The following is a 20,701-nucleotide window of genomic DNA, read 5'->3' as shown; positions in this document are numbered from 1 at the left end:
GGAATGGTCGCGATTTTGTATGTTGACATAATGGTTACCTTCTTACTTGTTAGATTTTGATTATGAGATGTAAATAAATTGTTATCACTGGCATTCTATTATATAAATTAACGATATAATAAGGAGGTAAGATGAAGACGGAACAGCTTAGGTGTTTTATCGCCGCCGCCGACACTCTACATTTTGGGCGCGCTGCACAAAGTTTGAACATGCTACCCGCCGCGTTTGGGCGACAGATTAAGTTGCTCGAACAATCTCTGGGGCTCGTACTGTTTAATCGTTCGACGAGAAGCGTGGAGCTGACGTTGATTGGTCAGCAGTTCTATTTTGATGCGTGTCATCTCATTGATCAGATAGATGCGGTAGAAAATCGGTACAAAAACTTGCGGATTGGTTCGCCTCACACATTGCGCGTCGGGGCAATTGACAGCGCCGCGATTGGGTTGCTGCCGAAATTGATTCTTAAATATAAGCGCTCTCATACGAACGCATCGATTCGTATCATCGAGGATAAAACTAAGCGCCTGATTCCAAAGCTGCTCTCCGGCACGATTGATTTGGCGCTCATCCGACCGCCGGACAGTCTGAGTGAACGCATTGAAATCGAGCCTATTTGCCATGAATCACTGCGCTTGGCACTGCCAGACTCTCATCCATTAGCGACGCTCGAGCGTGTCACCATCGACTTGATTGCGGATTTTCCGATGATCGTACCGAACCGCAAAGACAGACCTCATAGTTACGACCTGACTTTTAAGTTGTTTCAGGCTGCAGGCTTTCAGCCCACGATTTCACAAGTGGCTAATGAAAAGCAGACGATTTTGAATTTGGTTGCTCAGGAAATGGGGTTAGCCATTGTGCCTTCTTGGTCAACCGGTGTCGCCCCATCGAATGTGTGTTTTAGGGAGATAGAGGGACACAGCCATATCGGTTTACCTTTGGCCGCAGCTTGGCTTAAAGGGTGCTCCGATTCTGTTAGGCAGGGGTTGGTGGAAATGTTGAAACACTCACCAGAGCTGATCGACCAGTAGCGTGTTTCTCTCGCGAGAAGAGCTCTTGATGGCTTATCGCAGTATATTGAACTGTAACTATTGTCGTTTTTAATATTATTGAGACAAATTAGAGCGGGAGCTCACAAATTGACCAGTTAGTGCTTTTGACTGAGTTAGGGTGGAAAGAAATAGACTAGAGTGATTACTAAATACCTCACAAAAACAGGCTAGGTTGAATGCTGAAAAGCTCGTTGTTCCGTTCTGCTGTCCGGGCGCCTCGCGTCCTGCATTGGTATCACTGGGTCGTGATTGTGTTTTCGCTTGCGTTAACGCTGACTGCTTGGCAAGTGACGCTCAAACAGAGTCATCAGAAATCAAAGGTTCAATTTCAACATCAAGCCAAACAATTGGTCGCCTTGGTTCATGAGCGGATGGAGAAGTATGAGGAAGCGCTATGGGCCGGCGTCTCTGCGCTACACATGCTTGATAGAGCGGCGAGCCGCGCGGATTGGAAAGTGTTTGCCGATGAGCTGCGCATCGAATCTCGGTTCCCGGGCATCAACGGGATTGGTGTGATTCATTACGTGCCAGAAGAGAAAGTACCGACGTATTTGTCTTGGCAGCGTGAGACGATGGCGACCTATGCCATGCATCCCACGCGCTCTGGCAAGGAGTATTGGCCTATCACTTACATCGAGCCTCAGCAAGACAATCTCAAAGCGGTGGGTCTAGACATGGCGCATGAAACCAATCGTTACAGTGCGGCTCAGCGGGCAAAATCGAGCGGTCAGGCCAGCATCACCGGGCCGATCGTCTTGGTACAAGATTCTCAGCGCACGCCGGGCTTTCTTTTTTATGCCCCGTGGTATCGCCAAGGTATGGAAAACAATCAATATGGTGAAAGTGGCGGCGATTTTCAGGGTTTAGTCTACGCGCCTTTTGTGGTCTACAAATTGATGGATGGTACGCTCGACAGAAGTACACGTTTAGTGAATTTCAGCATCTATGATGGCGACACGGAGCTCTACAGTGAACTCAATGATAGCAACCGTCATTACGATGCTGATCCGACGTTTTCTGAGCAAATCAGTTTGGATTTGTATGGTCGTACTTGGGTGTTTCATGTTCAGTCCTCGCTGCTATTTAAAGAGCAGCAAAGCCTGAGTCAACCTGCGCTGATCTTAGTGTTTGGTCTATTGGTTGATGTTCTGCTACTGGTCATTTTCTTGATGCTCAGTCGTGAGAAAGAGCGTGCTCAGCAGTACGCCGATCAAGCCACCCAAGATTTGCAGTTGCGCACTCAAACCTTAGAACAAGTGACGGCCGATTTAGAGAAGCGCAACCACGCGCTCGAAGAGGCCAACCACGAACTGGATCAGTTCGCTTACGTCGCTTCCCATGATTTAAAAGCGCCCTTGCGTGGCATATCCCAGTTGGTTACTTGGACCATCGATGACTTAAAACCCCATCTCACTGAGCAAACAGAGCAGTACGCCGCCTTATTGCAAAATCGAGTCAGTCGTTTGGAGCGCTTGCTCGATGATCTGCTGCTTTATTCGCGTGTAGGCAGGAAACAGTGGAGCTTAGATCTGTTTCATGTTGGGAATAAGACTGAAGAGATTTTTGAGCTGCTTAGCCCGCCGACAGGGATCACCTTAGAGTATGACGATCAGTTGGGTGAGATCTCTACCTTAGTTACGCCGCTTGAAATGGTACTGAGAAACCTGATTGGCAACGCGATTAAGCATCATGACAAAGCCAAGGGGTTGATTCGCGTGACCGCCACGGAAATCGATGACCGCTATGTGTTTACCGTACAAGACGACGGGCCAGGCATTCCAGAGGCCTATCAAGAGAAAGTGTTTGAACTCTTCCACACTCTGCAACCAAGAGACAAAGTAGAAGGCAGTGGCCTTGGCCTGTCGATTATTAAGAAAACGCTCGATCTCTATGGTTGCGACTATCGATTAGAAAACAACCTTGAACAGGGCTGCACGTTCCGTTTTAGTTGGCCCAAACAGCCGTACTTTGCCGCGCTAACCATCGAGCGCGCCAATCTAACCTTTACTCCATAAGGATGGGATTTGACTGATGAAAATCTTGATTATTGACGATGATACCATCGATAGAATTGCTGCGATTCGGACTTTGCGCGATACCGATTTACCCATCCAGGAGATCGACGAAGCAACGACGGCCCATGAAGGGCTCAAGATGGCGCTCGCCAATAAATATGATGTGATTTTGCTCGACTATCAGCTTCCACCATCCAATGGTATTGAAGTGCTGATGCAATTGAGGAGTGTGAGCGATTTCTCTACCTCGATTGTGATGCTCAGCCACAGCAATGATGAGGAGTTGGCGCTGTCGTGCATTGAAGTGGGTGCGCAAGACTTCATCATGAAAAAAGAGATCACCGCGTCGCGATTACGTCGCGCTATCGTGATTGCCACCGAACGCTACTACCTCGAGCAGCAGATTCAAGCCAAACACACCGAGCTCAAACGTATGGCAGAAGAGGACAGTTTGACTGGGTTGAGTAATCGCTACTTTTTTGATGAAACCTTAAAAAAAGCACTATTGATTGCTTCTCGCTCGAAAAAGCCATTAATGCTCCTGTTGATTGATCTCGATAAGTTCAAAGACATCAATGATAGCCTTGGCCACGTTGTCGGTGATGCGGTCCTTAGGCATGTGGCGCAGCGTCTCTCCCATTGCTCACGAAAAAGTGATTACTTGTGCCGCATCGGTGGCGACGAGTTTGCCATTATTATCCAAAACCTTGAGATGAAAAATCACGTCCACCTATTGGTCCTGCGCCTGCTTAAAGCGTTTGAAGAGCCGATCATAGTGGAGAGCCATAGCATTGATATGACCATCAGTATTGGCATCGCTTCCGCGCCAGAGTGTGCCACTAACTCCGTAGAATTAACCAAGTGTGCCGACATCGCCTTGTACCGAGCCAAAGATCAAGGTCGAAATCAAGCGCAGTATTACTCGAAAGAGTTTCATAACTTGATTGAAAAGCGCATACGCATTGAAAACGATCTTAAACGCGCGATTCAAAATGATGAGTTTGAACTCTACTTTCAGCCTCAGTTTGACCGCAACGCCAACTTAGTGGGGGCAGAGGCACTGCTGCGCTGGAATCACAAAAAGCTGGGTATTGTGTCACCTACCGACTTCATTCCGATCGCGGAGGAGTCTCATTTGATGATCGAAATTGGTCATTGGGTATTTCGCGCGGCGTTTGATCAACTCAAAATTTGGAAAGAGCAATTTGCACGCTTTAGCGCCTCGTTTGTGGTCGCGATTAATGTCTCACCCAAGCAGTTGACAGAGCTGAGTTTAAAAACACAGCTTGAAGAGTATCTTTCATTTTATGAAGTCTCTCCGAGTCAGGTGGAGTTGGAGATCACGGAAAACTGTTTGGTCGCAGAAGGCGCTTCAACTGAGATGCTGCAACAGCTCAGTGGGCTGGGGTTCAAAATTGCGGTGGACGATTTTGGTACTGGCTACTCGTCGCTCTCGCATCTCAAAGATTACCCGATTGATATCATTAAGATCGACAAATCGTTCATGGCGAACGTTGAAGAGAAAAGCGCTCAGCAACTCTTTACGGCCATCTGTCTGTTTGCGACCAGTCTAGAGTACGATACCGTGGCTGAAGGTATAGAAACCGAGTACCAAAGCAGCCTTTGTCAGGGAGTCGGGGTGGCGCGTCATCAGGGCTATTTTTACTCGCAGCCATTGCCTGTTGAGGCGTTTGAGAAGAAATATTTTGGCTAGAGCGCAGCGCTGATTAGTTCACCACGCTCTAGTTGAATCATCGCTTAATCGCGGTCAACCGCAAAAGGAGACCATGCTTGACGTGTCGGCATCACTTCAAGGCGGTTAATGTTGATGTGATCGGGTAGCGTCGCCACGTAGAACATCTGTTCGGCAATGTCTTGCGCGGTGAGTGGGGTAGTGCTGTTGTAGAGCTTATCGGACGCCGCTTGATCGCCTTTGGTGCGTACCAAAGTGAACTCGGTTTCTGCCATGCCTGGCGCAATGTCAGTCACACGTACACCGGTGCCGAGCAAATCACAGCGCAAGTTGTAGCTAAATTGTTGAACAAACGCCTTGGTTGCCCCATAGACGTGGCTACCTGGGTAGGGCCATTGTCCGGCAATAGATCCCACATTAATGATGGTGCTGCCGGCGCCAGATTGGATCAAGGTCGGCAGTAGCGCGTGCGTGACATTCACCAATCCTGTGACGTTGGTGTCAATCATGGTTTTCCAGTCATCAAGCTCGACGTCTTGCGCCGCTTGCGGAGCCAATGCCAGACCGGCATTGTTGATGAGCAGTCGCACGGCGGCAAATTCGCTTGGCAGTTCTGCCACGGCTTGTTTCACCGCGTCTGAATCACGAACGTCAAGTTGAATGATGTGCACAGGCACATTGAGTTCGGCTTTCAGTGCCTCTAAACGCTCGAGGCGGCGACCAGAGAGCACCAATGACCAACCCGCTTGTGCAAAACGCTCTGCCGCGGCTCGGCCAAATCCAGATGTCGCACCAGTGATAAACGCCACTTTTTTCATTCTTTATTCCTTTTGATTGCCAGACTGAACTCGGAGCATAGCATGTTTTCGTTACTGGGGATGAATGCACAATCTCATCCTGCTTGCCGTTATGGTTTTGGTCTGGATGGGTGCGTTCGGCTGAACTACCTGACTGATATGCATCAAGTTTTCTTTTTTGGGGTTAAGGTCAGACCAAAATGGTGAGAGGAGAGAATCGATTGCACTAATATACAGCGCAAAAAATAACCGTCCTTGCACAATTAAGAAGCGGATTAGAATAAAATCACGATAATTCAATGAGTTAAAATTAAATTGTTGAACGAGTTTTATTGGCACCCTTTTTGGATTGGTTGGATATAGATACCGACAGGTTGAATAACCATTCATCTATAAGGAGATAGCCACTATGAACATGACGTTCAAACTGAAACTGGCCGCTTTGGGCACCACACTCGCACTGAGCTCCTCTTTGGCATACGCAGAAGAGACGATCAAAGTCGGTGTGCTCCACTCGTTGTCCGGGACGATGGCGATCAGTGAAACCACACTGAAAGACACCGTGCTGATGTTGGTCGATGAGCAGAACAAAAAAGGCGGTTTGCTAGGTAAAAAACTCGAAGCCGTGGTGGTGGACCCTGCGTCTAACTGGCCATTGTTTGCAGAGAAAGCGCGTGAATTGATCGAGAAAGAAAAAGTCGACGTGGTGTTTGGTGGTTGGACGTCGGTATCACGCAAATCCATGTTGCCTGTGTTTGAAGAGCTCAACAGCATCTTGTTCTACCCGGTTCAATATGAAGGGGAAGAGTCGTCGAAAAACGTCTTCTACACTGGCGCCGCACCAAATCAGCAGGCGATCCCTGCGGTTGATTACCTCATGAATGAACTCGGCGTTGAGCGCTGGGTATTGGCGGGCACTGATTACGTCTATCCGCGCACCACCAATAAGATCTTGGAAGCGTACCTCAAAGCCAAAGGGGTGGGTGAGTCTGACATCATGATCAACTACACGCCGTTTGGTCACTCTGACTGGCAGTCAATTGTCTCTGACATCAAGAAATTTGGCGCAGAAGGGAAGAAAACCGCGGTGGTCTCGACCATCAATGGCGATGCGAACGTGCCTTTCTACAAAGAGCTTGGGGCGCAAGGCGTCTCATCGGAAGACATCCCCGTGGTGGCGTTCTCTGTGGGTGAAGAAGAGCTGTCGGGTATGGATACCTCACCACTGGTGGGCCACCTTGCCGCTTGGAACTACTTTATGAGTGTCGATACAGACAGCAACGCAGAGTTTGTCGAAACGTGGCAAGCGTTCATTGGCAGTGAAGAGCGTGTCACGAATGACCCAATGGAAGCGCACTACATCGGCTTTAACATGTGGGCGCAAGCGGTGACGAACGCAGGTACGACCGACGCACAAGCCGTGCAAGATGCATTGATTGGTGTCTCTGTTCCTAACCTCTCAGGGGGCTACTCGACCATGATGCCTAACCACCACATCACCAAACCGGTTTTGATTGGTGAAATCCAAGATGACGGTCAGTTCGATGTGGTGTGGGAAACAACAGGTTTAGTCGCTGGTGATGCTTGGTCTGATTACCTTCCTGAGTCGGCGAAACTGTTCTCAAGCTGGTCGAAACCTTTCTCTTGCGGCGCGTTTAACGTCGAAACCAAGCAGTGTTCAGGTTCTAATTAATCTCCACGATTGGCGCCCGGCTTTTACGTGGAAGCTGGGCGTCTTTTTTCCGTTGAGACCCTTTCCTTTTCACCCACGCAAGGACAGACATCATGAGGCCAAGGAGTGTGCCGATTATCAAGTTTATGTGGATCAGTCTATTGAGCCTGATCGGGTTGAATCTCGCCAATGCGCAAAGTCAGGAAGACTTTGCCAGCATACTCAATGGCAAGAACAATCAAGCGAAAGAGCAAGCCATGACTTGGCTGGTGGAGTCGCAACCAGCCGAGGTAGCGAAGCCTATTTTGACCGCATGGCTAGAAGGCGATCTCTACAGCTTAAAAGCCAACGAGCAAGACCTTTACATCGCGCCAGAGCTCAAAACGCAACAAACCGCCACTCAGGTTTGGACGGGTGAGACACTCGTTATTGAAAGTAAACGCCAGTTTAGCAAAGTGCGGGTGAATAACGCGTTGCGCGGTCTGATTCGCGCTGAAATCGCCTCACTGGGCTTAAGCAGTGCCGATGAAGCGGTGCGACTTGCGGCGGTGACGGCGCTGGTGGGCAATACAGAGCCCAGTGTGGTGGCTAAGTTTAAAAAGCGTCTGGTGAGCGAAACCTCGCCCGCGGTGATTGATCAATTGCATCTGGCGTTGGCGGTGGACAGTGCCCTCAATGCGAGTGATCCGGGCCAAACGGCCGCGATTGCGCTGTTGTCGGATTACAAACAGCCAGTGGTGGTGCAAACCCTCAATGCAGTGTTAAGCCGTGAGCAAGATGAGGAAGTGATTGAGGCGGCGCAAAAGGCCCTCGACCGCTACCAACAAAGCCAGCGTTTGTATTCGGGGGTGGAGACTCTTTTCTTTGGTCTTAGTTTAGGCTCGGTATTGGTGTTGGCCGGTATTGGCTTGGCGATCACCTTTGGTGTGATGGGCGTGATCAACATGGCGCACGGTGAGCTTATCATGCTTGGCGCTTACACCACTTACGTTATGCAGCAGTTGATGCCCAATCACATTGGGTTGGCGTTGATACTTTCTATACCGGCGGCATTTGTCGTCTCTGGGTTGGTGGGTGTTGCGATTGAACGCAGCGTGATTCGCCATTTGTACGGACGACCGCTGGAAACCTTGCTGGCGACGTTTGGTCTCAGCCTGATTCTGCAACAAGCGGTGCGCTCGGTGTTTTCGCCGCTTAACCGCTCAGTCAGCACGCCGGATTGGATGTCCGGTGCACTCAACATCAACCCCATGCTCTCTCTCACCTATAACCGCTTGTACATCATCCTATTTTGCGCATGCGTGTTCATTGGTTTGGTGATGGTCTTGAAAAAAACACCTTTGGGTCTGCAAGTGCGCGCGGTGTCGCAAAATCGAGCGATGGCTCGTGCGATGGGGATCCGCTCAGAGCGTGTCGATGCCATGACGTTCGGCTTAGGTTCCGGGGTGGCCGGTATTGCAGGTGTTGCGCTGTCTCAACTCACCAACGTGGGGCCCAATATGGGCCAAGCCTACATCATCGATTCCTTCATGGTGGTGGTGTTTGGCGGCGTTGGCAATCTGTGGGGCACCTTAGTGGCGGGGCTCGGCCTTGGGCTGTTTAACAAAATATTGGAGCCTTGGGCTGGCGCGGTATTGGCGAAGATTTTGGTGCTGGTGTTTATCATCCTATTTATTCAAAAACGTCCTCGTGGGCTCTTCCCACAACGTGGCCGAGCGGCAGAAGGTTAAGGAGTTCACATGAGTCAATCTATTCAGTCACGCTCGGTAGTGCTGTCGGCGATGCGAGGCGACAAAGGTGGCCAAGTGACCGTGGCGCTCATTCTGTTGGCGGTGGTGTTAGTGCCCTTGGCCAATACCTTGCTGCCCGTCGGTCATCCCTTTCACGTTGAGACATTCACGCTCTCTTTGATGGGCAAGTATCTCAGCTATGCCATGCTCGCCTTAGCGGTGGATCTGGTGTGGGGCTACCTCGGCATTTTGAGTTTGGGCCACGGCGCCTTTTTTGCTCTTGGCGGCTATGCGATGGGCATGTATTTGATGCGTCAAATTGGCGATCGTGGTGTGTACGGGAATCCGATTCTGCCGGATTTTATGGTGTTTCTAAATTGGCAAGAGCTGCCGTGGTTCTGGCTCGGCTTTGATCAATTTTGGTTCGCATGTGTGATGGTGGTATTAGTGCCGGGGGCGCTGGCTTACCTGTTTGGTTATTTGGCGTTTCGCTCTCGCGTGTCGGGGGTCTATTTGTCGATCATCACTCAAGCGCTGACCTATGCCCTGATGTTGGCATTTTTTCGCAACGAAATGGGCTTTGGCGGCAACAACGGCCTCACGGATTTTAAAGACATACTTGGCTACAGCTTGCAGCAAGACAGCACGCGCATCGTGTTGTTTATGGCCACCGGTCTGATGCTGGCCCTGAGCTACTGGGTGTGCCGTACTGTGGTGGCCAGCCGTCTTGGCCGCGTGGCGTTGGCGATTCGCGACACCGAATCCCGCACTCGATTTATGGGTTATGACGTCGACGGCATCAAGCTGTGGGTGTTTGTCCTTTCTGCGGTGATAGCGGGCATTGCGGGGGCGCTTTATGTCCCGCAAGTGGGCATCATCAATCCCGGGGAATTTGCGCCGCTCAACTCGATTGAAGTGGTGGTCTGGGTCGCGTTAGGCGGCCGCGCTACCTTGTTCGGCGCGATTGTTGGCGCTTTGGTGATCAACTACGCCAAAAGCTGGTTCACCGTTGAGTTCCCAGAGGTGTGGCTTTTTGCCCTCGGGGGCATGTTCGTGCTCTCGACTATGTACTTCCCGAAAGGGTTGATGGGGTTTGTCAGCGATAAGCTCGCGAGGGGCGACACGCCCAAGCGTCGCAGTGAAAGCGATGAGGAAAGAGATAAGAGCAAAGAGGTGACGGCATGAACATGACCCACACAACATTGACTGATTCGGTCAAGCAACTGACCCGTCGTGATGAAGTCTTTTCGTTTCTCAAGCCCGAGACCCACCCGTTGATTGATACGCGGCACAACATTTTGCTCTATGTCGAAGGCGTCAACAAAAGCTTTGACGGCTTTAAAGCCATCAACGACTTGAACTTGTACATCAAAGAGGGCGAGCTACGCTGCATCATCGGCCCGAATGGTGCAGGGAAAACCACCATGATGGACATCATCACGGGCAAAACCAAACCCGACAGTGGGTCGGTGTGGCTTGGCTCCAACATCAACCTCCTGAAGATGAATGAGGCGCAAATTGCCAATGCCGGCATCGGACGTAAGTTCCAAAAGCCGACGGTGATTGAATGCTTAAGCGTGTGGGAGAACCTTGAGCTGGCGATGGCGGGCGTACGCTCTGTGTGGGGTACGTACATCGCGCAGCTATCAGGCGAGCAGAAAGACAAATTGGAGTCAGTGCTCACGCTGATTGATTTGCAAGACAGTGCAAGGCGACTCGCCGGTAACCTGTCGCATGGTCAAAAGCAGTGGCTTGAGATCGGTATGCTCTTGATGCAAAACCCGAAGCTGTTGCTCATCGATGAGCCGGTCGCGGGGATGACGCATCAAGAGATGGATCGCACCTCTGAGCTGCTTAACTCGCTCGCCGGGAAACACTCGGTCGTGGTCGTTGAGCACGATATGGATTTCGTCCGTTCAATTGCCAGCCATGTCACTGTGCTCCACCAGGGGCATGTGCTGGCAGAAGGGACGATGGACCACGTCCAGGCCCATCCGCAAGTCAAACAGGTCTATCTGGGAGAGTAGTATGTTGACCATCAATGGATTGAACCAATTCTATGGCGAAAGCCACACCCTGTGGGACTTGAATATGACGATCCCCAAAGGCAAATGTACCGTACTCATGGGTCGCAATGGGGTGGGGAAAACCACCTTATTGCAGTGCATTATGGGGCTGGTGAAGGTACAAAGTGGCGACATCAAACTGGGTGATCAGTCATTAATTAAACGTGACGCCGAAGATCGCCCGCGACTCGGTATCGGTTATGTGCCGCAAGGACGGCAAATCTTTCCGATGCTCACCGTGCAAGAGAACCTTGAAGTGGGATTGCCGATTCGCGCCAAAGGTGATCGCCAGATCCCAGAATTTATTTTCGAGCTGTTCCCGGTGCTTAAAGAGATGCTTCATCGCCGCGGTGGCGATCTGTCGGGAGGGCAGCAGCAGCAACTGGCGATTGGCCGTGCTCTGGTGGTCAACCCGAGTCTACTGATTTTGGATGAGCCCACGGAAGGCATCCAGCCCAATATAGTGCAAGAGATTGGCGACATCATTCGCATGCTCAATCAGCAATATGGTCTGACGGTATTGCTGGTGGAGCAAAAGCTGCCTTTCGCCCGCAAAGTGGGCGATGAGTTTTGCATTTTGGATCGCGGCCGGCCGGTGGCCAATGGCCCCATGGAGGCGCTCAATGACGCGCTGATTAAGGAGTATCTAACTGTATGATGTGTGACCCTGCTGTGGCATTTGCCTTGACGGATGCCAATGACAACCCCAGCCTTGAACAAAAACTCGATTCTGATACTCGCTCTGGCTGGAAAGCAAAACTGGCTCTGCTCTTTACCGACAGAGGAGATAAAACGGTGATCAAAGAGCGCCAGCAGCAAGGCCCGCTGGCGATACAGCGCCCGCTCTATCCTGAGGGGCCCGTGTGCCATACCTATTTGTTGCACCCGCCTGGCGGAGTGGTCGGCGGCGACACGTTAGCCATCGAGGCGCAGGTGCGAGAGGGGGGGCATGCACTGGTCACGACCCCCGGCGCTACCAAGTTTTATCGTTCATCGGCGCGTTTTGCTTGCCAGACGCAAATATTGCGCGTGGCGTCAAACGCCACCTTAGAGTGGCTACCGCAAGAGAACATCTTTTTCCCCGATGCCCACGTGCGAGTAGACACACAGATCCACTTAGAGCGTGATGCACAATTTATGGGCTGGGAGATGCACTGTTTTGGGAGACCCGCACTAAATGAGGGCTTTTTAAGTGGACATTTGGTAGGAAAAACAGAGGTTTACTACCAAGGGAGCAAAATACTCAGCGAAGGGCTCAATATGAAAGGCGGCGATAAATATCTGATAAATAAGGGGTTGCTCGGCTTTCCAATGATGGGCACGTTTTATATCTCCTCACAGGACGAGGACTTAATCGAGCTGGTACAGAGCTTGCTCTGCTCTATACAAGATGATGTGGGTAAGGCGTCGTTGGTCATTGGTGCCACTCAGCTGGAAAACCTGATAGTCGTCAGGGCATTGGGTCAATGGAGTGAAGTGATTCTGGCCAGTTTTGAGCGTATTTGGCAGCAGATCAGGTTGCACTGGTGTGGCGAGAAGCCTCAGCCTCCGAGGATCTGGGCTACCTAACAAGGTGGACTGAGAGTGTGGATGCAAGCTGACTTACCCATCCACAAGCACACTCAACCATAAGCATGAGAGTGCATTCGGCGGAACAAAGCGATGAATTGCGAGGGATAGCAATGGAACTCACCCCGAGAGAGAAAGACAAATTACTCATTTTTTGCGCGGGCCTGTTGGCGCAAAGTCGCAAAGAAAAAGGGCTAAAACTCAACTACCCAGAGTCGATTGCGCTGATCAGTAGCGCCATTTTAGAAGGCGCTCGGGAGGGAAAAAGCGTCGCCGAATTGATGGATTACGGGCGTACGTTGCTTACGGTAGAGGATGTCATGGAAGGGGTCGCCAGTATGATTCCGGACGTGCAAGTTGAGGCAACGTTCCCTGACGGCACCAAACTCGTCACCGTGCACGAGCCGATAGTGTAGTCAGTGATGGGGAAAGGCAAAGTCAATAGGATAAGGAGATACAGGGATGGCAGGGACGACAATCGGCAAGGGTTGGGCGCCGGGTCAAATTGAGACCGCCGCCGGTGAAATTGCGCTCAATGTGGGCCGCCGCACCGTCAAAGTGAGCGTTGAGAATGTCGGTGACCGTCCGGTTCAAATCGGATCGCATTACCATTTTTTTGAAGTGAATGAAGCCTTGGTGTTTGACAGAGCGCTTGCGCGCGGGTTTCGACTCAATATCCCCGCCGGTACGGCGACGCGATTTGAACCCGGCCAATCACGCAGCGTTGAGCTAGTGGAATACGCCGGAAAAGGCGAAGTGTACGGATTTCAAGGCAAGGTGATGGGCAAGTTATAGCTCGATGGCGTTATACCACCCAGTTGACAGACATGTTTACTGACAAGTTGATAGACAGATGGGTAATGCGCACACGTAACAGACAAGGATAAGTCATGGCAAGCATCTCTCGACGGGCATACGCCGAAATGTTTGGGCCAACAGTCGGAGACAGAGTTCGCCTCGCGGATACCGAATTGTGGCTTGAGGTAGAAAAAGATTACACCGTCTACGGTGATGAAGTGAAATTTGGTGGCGGGAAGGTGATTCGCGATGGCATGGGCCAGAGTCAAAGGCCAAGCCAAGAAACCCCAGATTTAGTGATCACCAATGCCGTTGTGCTCGACTATTGGGGCATTGTCAAAGCCGACGTGGCGGTCAAAGATGGTCGCATTCACGCGATTGGCAAAGCAGGCAACCCCGATGTTCAGCCCGGCGTCACCATAGTGATTGGCCCGGGCACTGAGGTGTTGGCTGGGGAAGGGGCGATTCTGACCGCTGGTGGCATTGACTCGCACATCCATTTTATCTGCCCACAACAAATTGAAGAGGCGCTCGCCTCGGGTGTCACCACCATGATTGGTGGCGGCACTGGCCCGAACACCGGCACCAATGCGACCACCTGTACGCCAGGCCCGTGGAATATGCATCGCATGCTCGAATCCCTAGATGGATTTCCAATGAATTTTGGCTTGCTTGGTAAAGGTAATGCTAGCCAACCTGACGCACTGCGAGAGCAAGTTGCGGCGGGCGCGGTGGGGTTGAAACTGCATGAAGACTGGGGGACGACGCCAGCTTCAATTGATACCTGCTTGACGGTAGCGGATGAGATGGACGTGCAGGTGGCGATACACACCGATACTCTCAATGAGTCCGGCTTTGTCGAATCGACACTGAATGCGATAGGTGGTCGCGTTATTCACACCTATCACACCGAAGGGGCAGGGGGCGGTCACGCGCCAGATATTATTCGCGCTGCCGGTGAAGCCAATGTGCTGCCGTCGTCGACCAATCCGACACGCCCGTACACTGTTAACACGGTCGATGAGCATTTGGACATGTTGATGGTGTGCCATCACCTCTCACCATCCATTGCAGAAGATGTGGCGTTCGCGGAGTCTCGCATCCGCCGAGAAACCATCGCCGCCGAGGATATTCTTCACGACTTGGGCGCTTTCTCGATGATCGCTTCGGATTCACAAGCCATGGGGCGAGTGGGTGAAGTGATCACACGCACTTGGCAAACGGCGCACAAAATGAAAGTGCAGCGCGGCAGTTTGAAACAAGATTCAAGCTACAGCGATAATTTTCGTTTGAAGCGTTACATTGCCAAATACACCATCAACCCGGCGATCACTCACGGGATGGCCCATGAAATTGGTTCAATTGAAGTGGGTAAATTGGCGGATTTGGTGTTGTGGAAACCGGCTTTTTTCGGCGTTAAACCGAGCGTGATTTTGAAAGGCGGCATGATAGCCATGGCGCCGATGGGCGACCCGAACGCATCCATTCCCACTCCACAGCCGGTCCATTACCGTGGCATGTTTGGCAGCTACGGCAAAGCGGCGCAAAAGACCTCGATGCTGTTTGTCTCGCAAGCCGCTCACCAAGCCGGGATTGCCGCTGAACTGGGCTTAGGCAGTCAAATCGGCGTGGTGAGCCACTGTCGTCACATCCGTAAAGCCGATATGAAGTTAAACGACTGGCAGCCGCACATCGAAGTGGACTCGCAAACCTATCAAGTTCGCGCGGATGGCGAGTTGCTGGTGTGTGAACCTGCAGACGTTCTGCCGATGGCGCAGCGCTATTTCTTATTCTAGGAGAACAACCATGATCGAACTGACGGAAATTGCTCAGGAGATAACCATTCAACCCCACACATTTCTCAGTTTGCCGATCGACAGCCGTATCAAAAGCCGTTTAAAGGTCAAATTGGATGATGGCCGTGACGCGGGACTATTTCTTCCTCGCGGACACATTTTACGCGGGGGAGAGCAGCTCAAAAGCCCATGCGGATTGGTGGTTGAGGTGATTGCCGCGCCAGAAAGTGTCTCGACCGTCTACTGCAGTGACCTGCATTTATTAACGCGCGTTGCTTACCACTTAGGAAACCGCCATGTGCCGTTGCAAGTGGCGTTTGGTTGGGTACGTTACCAGCATGATCACGTACTCGATGACATGGTCACTGGGCTCGGCGCGAAAGTGACGGTCGAGCAAGCGGCCTTTGAGCCAGAAAGTGGTGCTTATGGCGGGCGTTCTGCTGGGGGCCATCATCACCATCACTAAATGGCTTTGATAGGGCACGCGCGTTGTCAACGTTGACGACAGCGTGGCCAGTTTCTCTTTCAACCTATTTCAACGGATAGATGACTTACAAGGACAGTGTTATGCGAATCTCTTTTATTCCCTCCGTCGGCGCATTTGCCGCCACCACGATGGCAAGCCCAGTATTTGCTCACCCCAGCCATGAGGGCAGCTCTTTTTCGGCCGGATTGACACACCCTGTGACCGGGTTGGATCACCTCGTCATGTTAATTGCGTTCGGCATGCTGACCGCGTGTCTATCGGTCAGTTGGCGCGGTAAAGTAACGCTGATGCTAGCGGCACTCGCGACGTTATTACTGGGGCTGAGCGCAGGTAAAGTGTTTGGCGGCTTTGGTGGCGTCGAGCTGGCGATTGGGGCCTCACTGTTTGTGGTCAGCGGCGCCATATGGCAGTCATTCAATCGCTCCAAGCCGCTATTGAATTTGGCGGTTGGCCTCAGCGTTGGGCTGATGTTCTTCCATGGTTACGCGCATGGCGTTGAATCAACGGGCAGTGTTCTTCCCTTTGCCAGTGGCATGTTGACCGCCGCTGCCGGTTTGATGGTGCTGGGCTTACAGTTTGGCCGAGCGTTGTCGAGCCCTTGGTTATCGGTTGGCGTCGCGTCTGCCAGCGCTTTGATTCTGCTGCCGTAACGGATTTAGCCAGTGATGAGCGAACCTCGCGCGGTGTATCGACTGTTCCAGCTGATCAGTCCCTCTTTGCCTATCGGCGGGTTCACCTACTCGCAAGGGCTAGAGTGGGCAGTCGAAGCACAATGGGTGACCGACAAAGAGAGCATGCACCAATGGTTGAGCAACATGCTGTTCAATAGCGTGGCGACCTTAGAACTGCCGTTGATTGACAGATACTTCGAGGCGCTCGGGAATGCGGACATGGCCCGCATTCAATCACTCAGTGACACCCTGTACGCCAGTCGTGAAACCAAGGAGTTGCGCGCCGAAGAGTCTCAGCGAGGACTCGCCCTCAAAACGCTTTTGGTGCAACTGGGGGTGGATCACGACGCGTTTCATCACCCTGAAGTGAAAATCAATCAACTGCTCGGTTTGTGTGTCGCCGCCGAGCAGTGGCAGATCGAACCTGAATCACTCAAACAAGGCTACCTTTGGAGCTGGGCGGAAAATCTCATTATGGCTGGGGTGAAATTGGTGCCCCTTGGTCAAACGGATGGCCAGCGAGCGCTGATCGCTCTTAGCGACGAATTTGAGGACGCCATCGCGCACGCTCGGCAGATTGAAGAGTGGATGATGGGCAGCTTTACCCCCAGCGTCTCCATCGCTAGCAGCTTACACGAGACACAATACACACGATTATTTCGCTCATAACGACTGTGCAGTTTTGCACATAGAATTGGAGAAGAAGGACAATGGAGAGTTACAAGCAGCCATTAAGGGTCGGCATTGGCGGCCCGGTAGGTTCAGGCAAAACCGCGCTATTGGAAGTGCTGTGCAAAGCGATCCGCGACAAGCTCAATATCGCGGTGGTCACCAACGATATCTATACCCAGGAAGACGCGAAGATCCTCACTCGCGCCGAGGCGCTTGAGCCTGATCGTATTATCGGTGTTGAAACCGGCGGCTGTCCTCACACGGCGATCCGCGAAGACGCCTCCATGAACCTCGCCGCAGTGGAAGAGTTGGCCAAACGCCATCAAAATCTCGATGTGGTGTTCATTGAAAGTGGCGGTGACAACCTCAGTGCGACCTTTAGCCCTGAGCTCGCTGATCTGACTATCTACGTCATTGATGTGGCGGAAGGGGAAAAAATCCCGCGTAAAGGCGGGCCAGGCATCACACGCTCTGACTTACTGGTGATCAACAAAATCGATCTTGCGCCGTATGTTGGAGCGTCTCTTGAAGTGATGGAGTCGGATACCCAGCGCATGCGCCCGACCAAACCGTTTGTGTTTACTAACTTAAAAGAGAGCCAAGGGCTGAGCACCATCATCGATTTCATCGTGACACAAGGGATGTTGACCATGAAAAGCACGTCAGTTTGACGTGCTTGAAAGGCTAGGTGTCAACGCTCGCATCTCGGCGCGGTTTAGGGTTATACTCCCCGAGTTTTTTACTGGGTTAACGCACGTCGGGGCGATGAATGATATCGAAAAACCAACTCAAATTACTGCGCGCATTGGGACAAAAGAAGCAGCGTAAAGCCAATGGACTGTTTTTAGTTCAAGGTGAAAAGAACGTCCTAGAGCTCATCGTGAGTGATCTTGAGGTCAAACAGATTTTCGCCACCCGAGACTTTCTCGACAAGCATCAAGAGGCGCTGAGCGATTACGACTGTGTCGAAGCGAGTTTGGATGAGTTGACGAAAGCCAGCACATTGGTGAGTAATAATTCGGCCATCGCCGTGGTGGCGATCCCTAACTTGCCAGTGCCAAAAGCGCAGGGTTGGCTCATCGCATTAGATGGCGTCAGCGACCCCGGTAATCTCGGGACCATCATTCGTGTCGCCGACTGGTACGGTATTAAACACATCATCGCCAGTCAGGACTGCGCCGACCCCTACAACCCGAAAACCATCAGTTCGACCATGGGCAGTTTTGGCCGCGTCAGCGTGACGCAGTGCGACCTGCCTGCCTATCTTGCCAGTGCCAATTTACCCGTTTATGGCGCATTTCTAGAGGGCGAGAGTGTGCACACGACGCAGTTTTCGCCGCAAGGCATCATCTTGATGGGCAGTGAATCGCACGGTATTCGAGAGCACGCCGCTCAGCATGTGAGTGACAAAATCACCATTCCGGCGTTTGGCGGGGCAGAATCACTGAATGTCGCTATGGCGACGGGTATTATTTTAGACAACCTGCGCAGGCAGCATCAGTAGGCCAAGCGTCGGTCTATTTCTCCAGCATGCCGAGCTTATTGGGCACGCCATTCCACTTTTCAGCCTCGTCCATGGCGGGTTTGACTTCAGTGAGATTGGGCCACAGTTCGGCAAGTTCGGCATTTAACTCAATAAAGACTTGCTGATCTTCCGCGAGTTCTTCTTCTTGGAAGATGGCGTTGGCGTCGCACTCAGGCACACACAAGCCGCAGTCAATGCAATCTACAGGGCTTATCACCATGAAGTTCGGGCCTTCATAGAAGGCATCAGCAGGGCAGACCGCGACACAGTCTGTGTATTTGCATTGGATACAGTTATCAGTCACGACAAAGGCCATGGTGCGCACTCATCTTGGTTCATTTTCGAATCGGCGATAATACCCATCCCGCTGCGTTTGAGCAATCCTCAGCCGAGACAAAAAGTGGTTTTCGTATGACAGGCCAATCGAGTTGACGTAAAATGCGCGCCATTGTGAGCGGTGTAGGTAGACAGCGCCGCTAAGACACCATCCTAACTGAGATACTCGTATGATACGTTTAACTGAAATTAAACTTCCTTTGGATCACGAGGAAGACGCTATTTTCGCGGCGATCGTGAAAAAACTGGCGATTCCCGCTGATCAGATCCTCTCCTTTAATGTCTTTAAACGTGGCTACGATGCTCGCAAAAAAACGCAAATCTTGCTGATTTATACGCTGGATGTTGAAGTGGCGGATCAAGCTGCGGTGCTTGAGGCGTTTGTCAGCGATCCTCACGTCAAAGAAACGCCGGATATGGAATACAAATTTGTCGCCAACGCACCCGCGGACCTGACCGAGCGCCCTGTGGTGATCGGTTTTGGCCCTTGCGGTTTGTTTGCGGGTTTGATTCTGGCGCAAATGGGTTTCAAACCTATCATTGTTGAGCGCGGTAAAGAGGTGCGTGAGCGCACCAAAGATACCTTCGGTTTTTGGCGTAAACGCGCGCTGAATCCTGAATCGAACGTGCAGTTTGGTGAGGGCGGCGCAGGCACCTTCTCTGACGGTAAACTCTACAGCCAAATCAAAGATCCAAAACACTATGGTCGCAAAGTGATCAAAGAGTTTGTGGAAGCGGGCGCGCCAGAAGAGATCGCCTACGTGAGTAAGCCGCACATTGGCACGTTTAAGCTAGTGACCATGATTGAAAAGATGCGCGCCAAAATCATTGAGCTCGGCGGTGAGATTCGTTTTAGCACGCGCGTTGATGATATCCACATTGATAATGGCCAGATCACGGGGTTAACGCTCTCCAATGGCGAAAAAATTCAGTCTCGTTATGTGGTGCTGGCCGTAGGTCACAGTGCCCGCGATACGTTTGAAATGCTCTATAAGCGCGGTGTGGAGATGGTGGCTAAGCCTTTCTCGGTCGGTTTTCGTATCGAACACAAACAATCGATGATCGATGAAGCGCGCTTTGGTCCAAATGCCGGTAACCCGATTTTAGGCGCGGCAGATTACAAGTTGGTGCACCATTGTAAAAATGGTCGCACCGTTTACAGTTTCTGTATGTGTCCGGGCGGCACGGTAGTGGCTGCGACCTCAGAAGAGGGCCGCGTGGTCACTAACGGCATGAGCCAATATTCTCGTGCAGAGCGCAACGCCAACAGTGCGATTGTGGTAGGGATTACCCCAGAGCAAGACTACCCAGGCCATCCACTGGCTGGGATTGAGTTCCAGCGTCAATTAGAGTCGGCGGCTTATGAGCTTGGCGGCGCGACGTATGATGCGCCGGCGCAAAAGATCGGTGATTTCCTTAAAGGTCGCGATCCGAGCGCACTGGGTGAGGTGGAGCCATCGTTCACTCCGGGTATTAAATTGACCGACTTAGCCAAAGCGTTACCGGATTTTGCGATTGAAGCGATTCGTGAAGCAATCCCTGCGTTTGACAAGAAAATCAAAGGCTTTGCGACAGAAGATGGGCTACTCACTGGTGTAGAAACGCGAACGTCATCGCCGGTGTGTATTACACGGGGTAAAGATTACCAAAGTGTCAATTTAAAAGGTTTCTTCCCAGCTGGGGAAGGCGCGGGTTATGCGGGCGGAATTTTGTCTGCGGGCATTGATGGTATCAAGGTTGCGGAAGCGCTCGCTATTGCGATGACGCAGTCAGAGGCTAACTAAGCGCTTTTAAAGTGCGCGTCCTCAGAACGGCATCCAAT

General features: G+C 51.7%; 20 protein-coding genes. 18 read left to right on the top strand and 2 right to left on the bottom strand.

The genetic code is table 11. The features are described 5' to 3' along the window. Positions 1 to 131: 131 nt before the first annotated feature. From AC6R1A_RS06165 to AC6R1A_RS06155, 3 genes are all read left to right on the top strand, one after another. Positions 132 to 1,031, top strand: a complete 900-nt coding sequence (locus tag AC6R1A_RS06165; RefSeq protein WP_500630260.1) for a LysR family transcriptional regulator — start codon at positions 132 to 134, stop codon at positions 1,029 to 1,031. Positions 1,032 to 1,228: 197 nt separating this feature from the next. Further along, the gene (locus tag AC6R1A_RS06160; RefSeq protein WP_500630259.1) at positions 1,229 to 3,067 is read left to right on the top strand and encodes a CHASE domain-containing protein; all 1,839 of its coding nucleotides are present in this window, start codon (positions 1,229 to 1,231) and stop codon (positions 3,065 to 3,067) included. Positions 3,068 to 3,083: 16 nt separating this feature from the next. Beyond that, on the top strand, positions 3,084 to 4,781 hold the full coding sequence (locus AC6R1A_RS06155; protein ID WP_500630258.1) for an EAL domain-containing protein: 1,698 nt from the start codon (positions 3,084 to 3,086) through the stop codon (positions 4,779 to 4,781). A 44-nt stretch (positions 4,782 to 4,825) separates the two neighbouring features. Here the strand turns inward: AC6R1A_RS06155 and AC6R1A_RS06150 are convergent, their stop codons facing one another. Further along, the gene (locus AC6R1A_RS06150) at positions 4,826 to 5,578 is read right to left on the bottom strand and encodes an SDR family NAD(P)-dependent oxidoreductase (RefSeq protein ID WP_487903052.1); all 753 of its coding nucleotides are present in this window, start codon (positions 5,576 to 5,578) and stop codon (positions 4,826 to 4,828) included. 388 nt (positions 5,579 to 5,966) lie between these two features. Here AC6R1A_RS06150 and urtA point away from each other — a divergent pair, with 388 nt between their 5' ends. The 14 genes from urtA to AC6R1A_RS06080 all read left to right on the top strand — a co-directional run bounded on the left by urtA (position 5,967) and on the right by AC6R1A_RS06080 (position 18,522). Next, a complete protein-coding gene (gene urtA, locus AC6R1A_RS06145) occupies positions 5,967 to 7,250 on the top strand; it encodes an urea ABC transporter substrate-binding protein (protein ID WP_334552934.1) in 1,284 nt (427 codons plus the stop codon). 125 nt (positions 7,251 to 7,375) lie between these two features. Continuing rightward, positions 7,376 to 8,959, top strand: a complete 1,584-nt coding sequence (urtB, locus tag AC6R1A_RS06140) for an urea ABC transporter permease subunit UrtB (RefSeq protein WP_500632342.1) — start codon at positions 7,376 to 7,378, stop codon at positions 8,957 to 8,959. A gap of 21 nt (positions 8,960 to 8,980) precedes the next feature. Next, positions 8,981 to 10,144 (top strand): urea ABC transporter permease subunit UrtC, encoded by a 1,164-nt coding sequence (gene urtC / locus AC6R1A_RS06135; RefSeq protein ID WP_500632343.1) that lies wholly within the window; start codon positions 8,981 to 8,983, stop codon positions 10,142 to 10,144. A 2-nt stretch (positions 10,145 to 10,146) separates the two neighbouring features. Beyond that, positions 10,147 to 10,986 carry an urea ABC transporter ATP-binding protein UrtD gene (urtD, locus tag AC6R1A_RS06130; protein WP_500630266.1) on the top strand — a complete coding sequence of 280 codons (840 nt, stop codon included), beginning with the start codon at positions 10,147 to 10,149 and terminating at the stop codon, positions 10,984 to 10,986. A 1-nt stretch (position 10,987) separates the two neighbouring features. After that, positions 10,988 to 11,683, top strand: a complete 696-nt coding sequence (gene urtE, locus AC6R1A_RS06125; protein WP_500628908.1) for an urea ABC transporter ATP-binding subunit UrtE — start codon at positions 10,988 to 10,990, stop codon at positions 11,681 to 11,683. Beyond that, complete coding sequence (locus tag AC6R1A_RS06120; RefSeq protein WP_500646158.1) at positions 11,680 to 12,594, top strand: urease accessory protein UreD; 915 nt, start codon at positions 11,680 to 11,682, stop codon at positions 12,592 to 12,594. The genes urtE and AC6R1A_RS06120 overlap by 4 nt, the downstream gene beginning before the upstream one ends. Positions 12,595 to 12,707: 113 nt before the next feature. Then, positions 12,708 to 13,010, top strand: coding sequence for an urease subunit gamma (ureA, locus tag AC6R1A_RS06115; protein ID WP_487903048.1), 303 nt, complete (start codon positions 12,708 to 12,710; stop codon positions 13,008 to 13,010). A gap of 46 nt (positions 13,011 to 13,056) precedes the next feature. After that, the gene (locus AC6R1A_RS06110) at positions 13,057 to 13,389 is read left to right on the top strand and encodes an urease subunit beta (RefSeq protein ID WP_500630256.1); all 333 of its coding nucleotides are present in this window, start codon (positions 13,057 to 13,059) and stop codon (positions 13,387 to 13,389) included. Between the two features lie 95 nt (positions 13,390 to 13,484). Further along, entirely contained in the window at positions 13,485 to 15,188 is a 1,704-nt protein-coding gene (gene ureC / locus AC6R1A_RS06105; RefSeq protein WP_500632394.1) for an urease subunit alpha, read from the top strand. Positions 15,189 to 15,198: 10 nt separating this feature from the next. After that, positions 15,199 to 15,654: an urease accessory protein UreE gene (ureE, locus tag AC6R1A_RS06100; protein ID WP_334552921.1), complete on the top strand. Its 456-nt coding sequence runs from the start codon at positions 15,199 to 15,201 to the stop codon at positions 15,652 to 15,654. 101 nt (positions 15,655 to 15,755) lie between these two features. Further along, positions 15,756 to 16,325, top strand: coding sequence for a HupE/UreJ family protein (locus AC6R1A_RS06095; protein ID WP_500632395.1), 570 nt, complete (start codon positions 15,756 to 15,758; stop codon positions 16,323 to 16,325). Positions 16,326 to 16,340: 15 nt separating this feature from the next. Then, a complete protein-coding gene (locus tag AC6R1A_RS06090; protein WP_500632396.1) occupies positions 16,341 to 17,015 on the top strand; it encodes an urease accessory protein UreF in 675 nt (224 codons plus the stop codon). Between the two features lie 41 nt (positions 17,016 to 17,056). After that, the gene (gene ureG, locus AC6R1A_RS06085) at positions 17,057 to 17,689 is read left to right on the top strand and encodes an urease accessory protein UreG (protein WP_500628902.1); all 633 of its coding nucleotides are present in this window, start codon (positions 17,057 to 17,059) and stop codon (positions 17,687 to 17,689) included. 98 nt (positions 17,690 to 17,787) lie between these two features. After that, complete coding sequence (locus AC6R1A_RS06080) at positions 17,788 to 18,522, top strand: TrmH family RNA methyltransferase (RefSeq protein WP_500632397.1); 735 nt, start codon at positions 17,788 to 17,790, stop codon at positions 18,520 to 18,522. Between the two features lie 13 nt (positions 18,523 to 18,535). Here the strand turns inward: AC6R1A_RS06080 and fdxA are convergent, their stop codons facing one another. After that, complete coding sequence (fdxA, locus tag AC6R1A_RS06075; protein WP_334553421.1) at positions 18,536 to 18,859, bottom strand: ferredoxin FdxA; 324 nt, start codon at positions 18,857 to 18,859, stop codon at positions 18,536 to 18,538. A gap of 190 nt (positions 18,860 to 19,049) precedes the next feature. On the opposite strand from fdxA, the gene AC6R1A_RS06070 reads away from it, so the two are divergent. After that, complete coding sequence (locus tag AC6R1A_RS06070; RefSeq protein WP_500632398.1) at positions 19,050 to 20,663, top strand: NAD(P)/FAD-dependent oxidoreductase; 1,614 nt, start codon at positions 19,050 to 19,052, stop codon at positions 20,661 to 20,663. Positions 20,664 to 20,701 lie beyond the last annotated feature (38 nt).

Source organism: Vibrio sp. R10-SG3-ISO3 (genome assembly GCF_059834225.1).
Note: the sequence above shows the minus strand (reverse complement) of the source record. Positions and strands in the feature narration are given on the sequence as shown.

Bases quoted from the DNA above. Each gene is read 5' to 3' on its own strand.
- AC6R1A_RS06165 (WP_500630260.1), top strand. From the start codon at position 132: ATGAAGACGGAACAGCTTAGGTGTTTTATCGCCGCCGCCGACACTCTA.
- AC6R1A_RS06160 (WP_500630259.1), top strand. From the start codon at position 1,229: ATGCTGAAAAGCTCGTTGTTCCGTTCTGCTGTCCGGGCGCCTCGCGTC.
- AC6R1A_RS06155 (WP_500630258.1), top strand. From the start codon at position 3,084: ATGAAAATCTTGATTATTGACGATGATACCATCGATAGAATTGCTGCG.
- AC6R1A_RS06150 (WP_487903052.1), bottom strand. From the start codon at position 5,578: ATGAAAAAAGTGGCGTTTATCACTGGTGCGACATCTGGATTTGGCCGA.
- urtA (WP_334552934.1), top strand. From the start codon at position 5,967: ATGAACATGACGTTCAAACTGAAACTGGCCGCTTTGGGCACCACACTC.
- urtB (WP_500632342.1), top strand. From the start codon at position 7,376: ATGTGGATCAGTCTATTGAGCCTGATCGGGTTGAATCTCGCCAATGCG.
- urtD (WP_500630266.1), top strand. From the start codon at position 10,147: ATGACCCACACAACATTGACTGATTCGGTCAAGCAACTGACCCGTCGT.
- urtE (WP_500628908.1), top strand. From the start codon at position 10,988: ATGTTGACCATCAATGGATTGAACCAATTCTATGGCGAAAGCCACACC.
- AC6R1A_RS06120 (WP_500646158.1), top strand. From the start codon at position 11,680: ATGATGTGTGACCCTGCTGTGGCATTTGCCTTGACGGATGCCAATGAC.
- ureA (WP_487903048.1), top strand. From the start codon at position 12,708: ATGGAACTCACCCCGAGAGAGAAAGACAAATTACTCATTTTTTGCGCG.
- AC6R1A_RS06110 (WP_500630256.1), top strand. From the start codon at position 13,057: ATGGCAGGGACGACAATCGGCAAGGGTTGGGCGCCGGGTCAAATTGAG.
- ureC (WP_500632394.1), top strand. From the start codon at position 13,485: ATGGCAAGCATCTCTCGACGGGCATACGCCGAAATGTTTGGGCCAACA.
- ureE (WP_334552921.1), top strand. From the start codon at position 15,199: ATGATCGAACTGACGGAAATTGCTCAGGAGATAACCATTCAACCCCAC.
- AC6R1A_RS06095 (WP_500632395.1), top strand. From the start codon at position 15,756: ATGCGAATCTCTTTTATTCCCTCCGTCGGCGCATTTGCCGCCACCACG.
- AC6R1A_RS06090 (WP_500632396.1), top strand. From the start codon at position 16,341: ATGAGCGAACCTCGCGCGGTGTATCGACTGTTCCAGCTGATCAGTCCC.
- ureG (WP_500628902.1), top strand. From the start codon at position 17,057: ATGGAGAGTTACAAGCAGCCATTAAGGGTCGGCATTGGCGGCCCGGTA.
- AC6R1A_RS06080 (WP_500632397.1), top strand. From the start codon at position 17,788: ATGATATCGAAAAACCAACTCAAATTACTGCGCGCATTGGGACAAAAG.
- fdxA (WP_334553421.1), bottom strand. From the start codon at position 18,859: ATGGCCTTTGTCGTGACTGATAACTGTATCCAATGCAAATACACAGAC.
- AC6R1A_RS06070 (WP_500632398.1), top strand. From the start codon at position 19,050: ATGATACGTTTAACTGAAATTAAACTTCCTTTGGATCACGAGGAAGAC.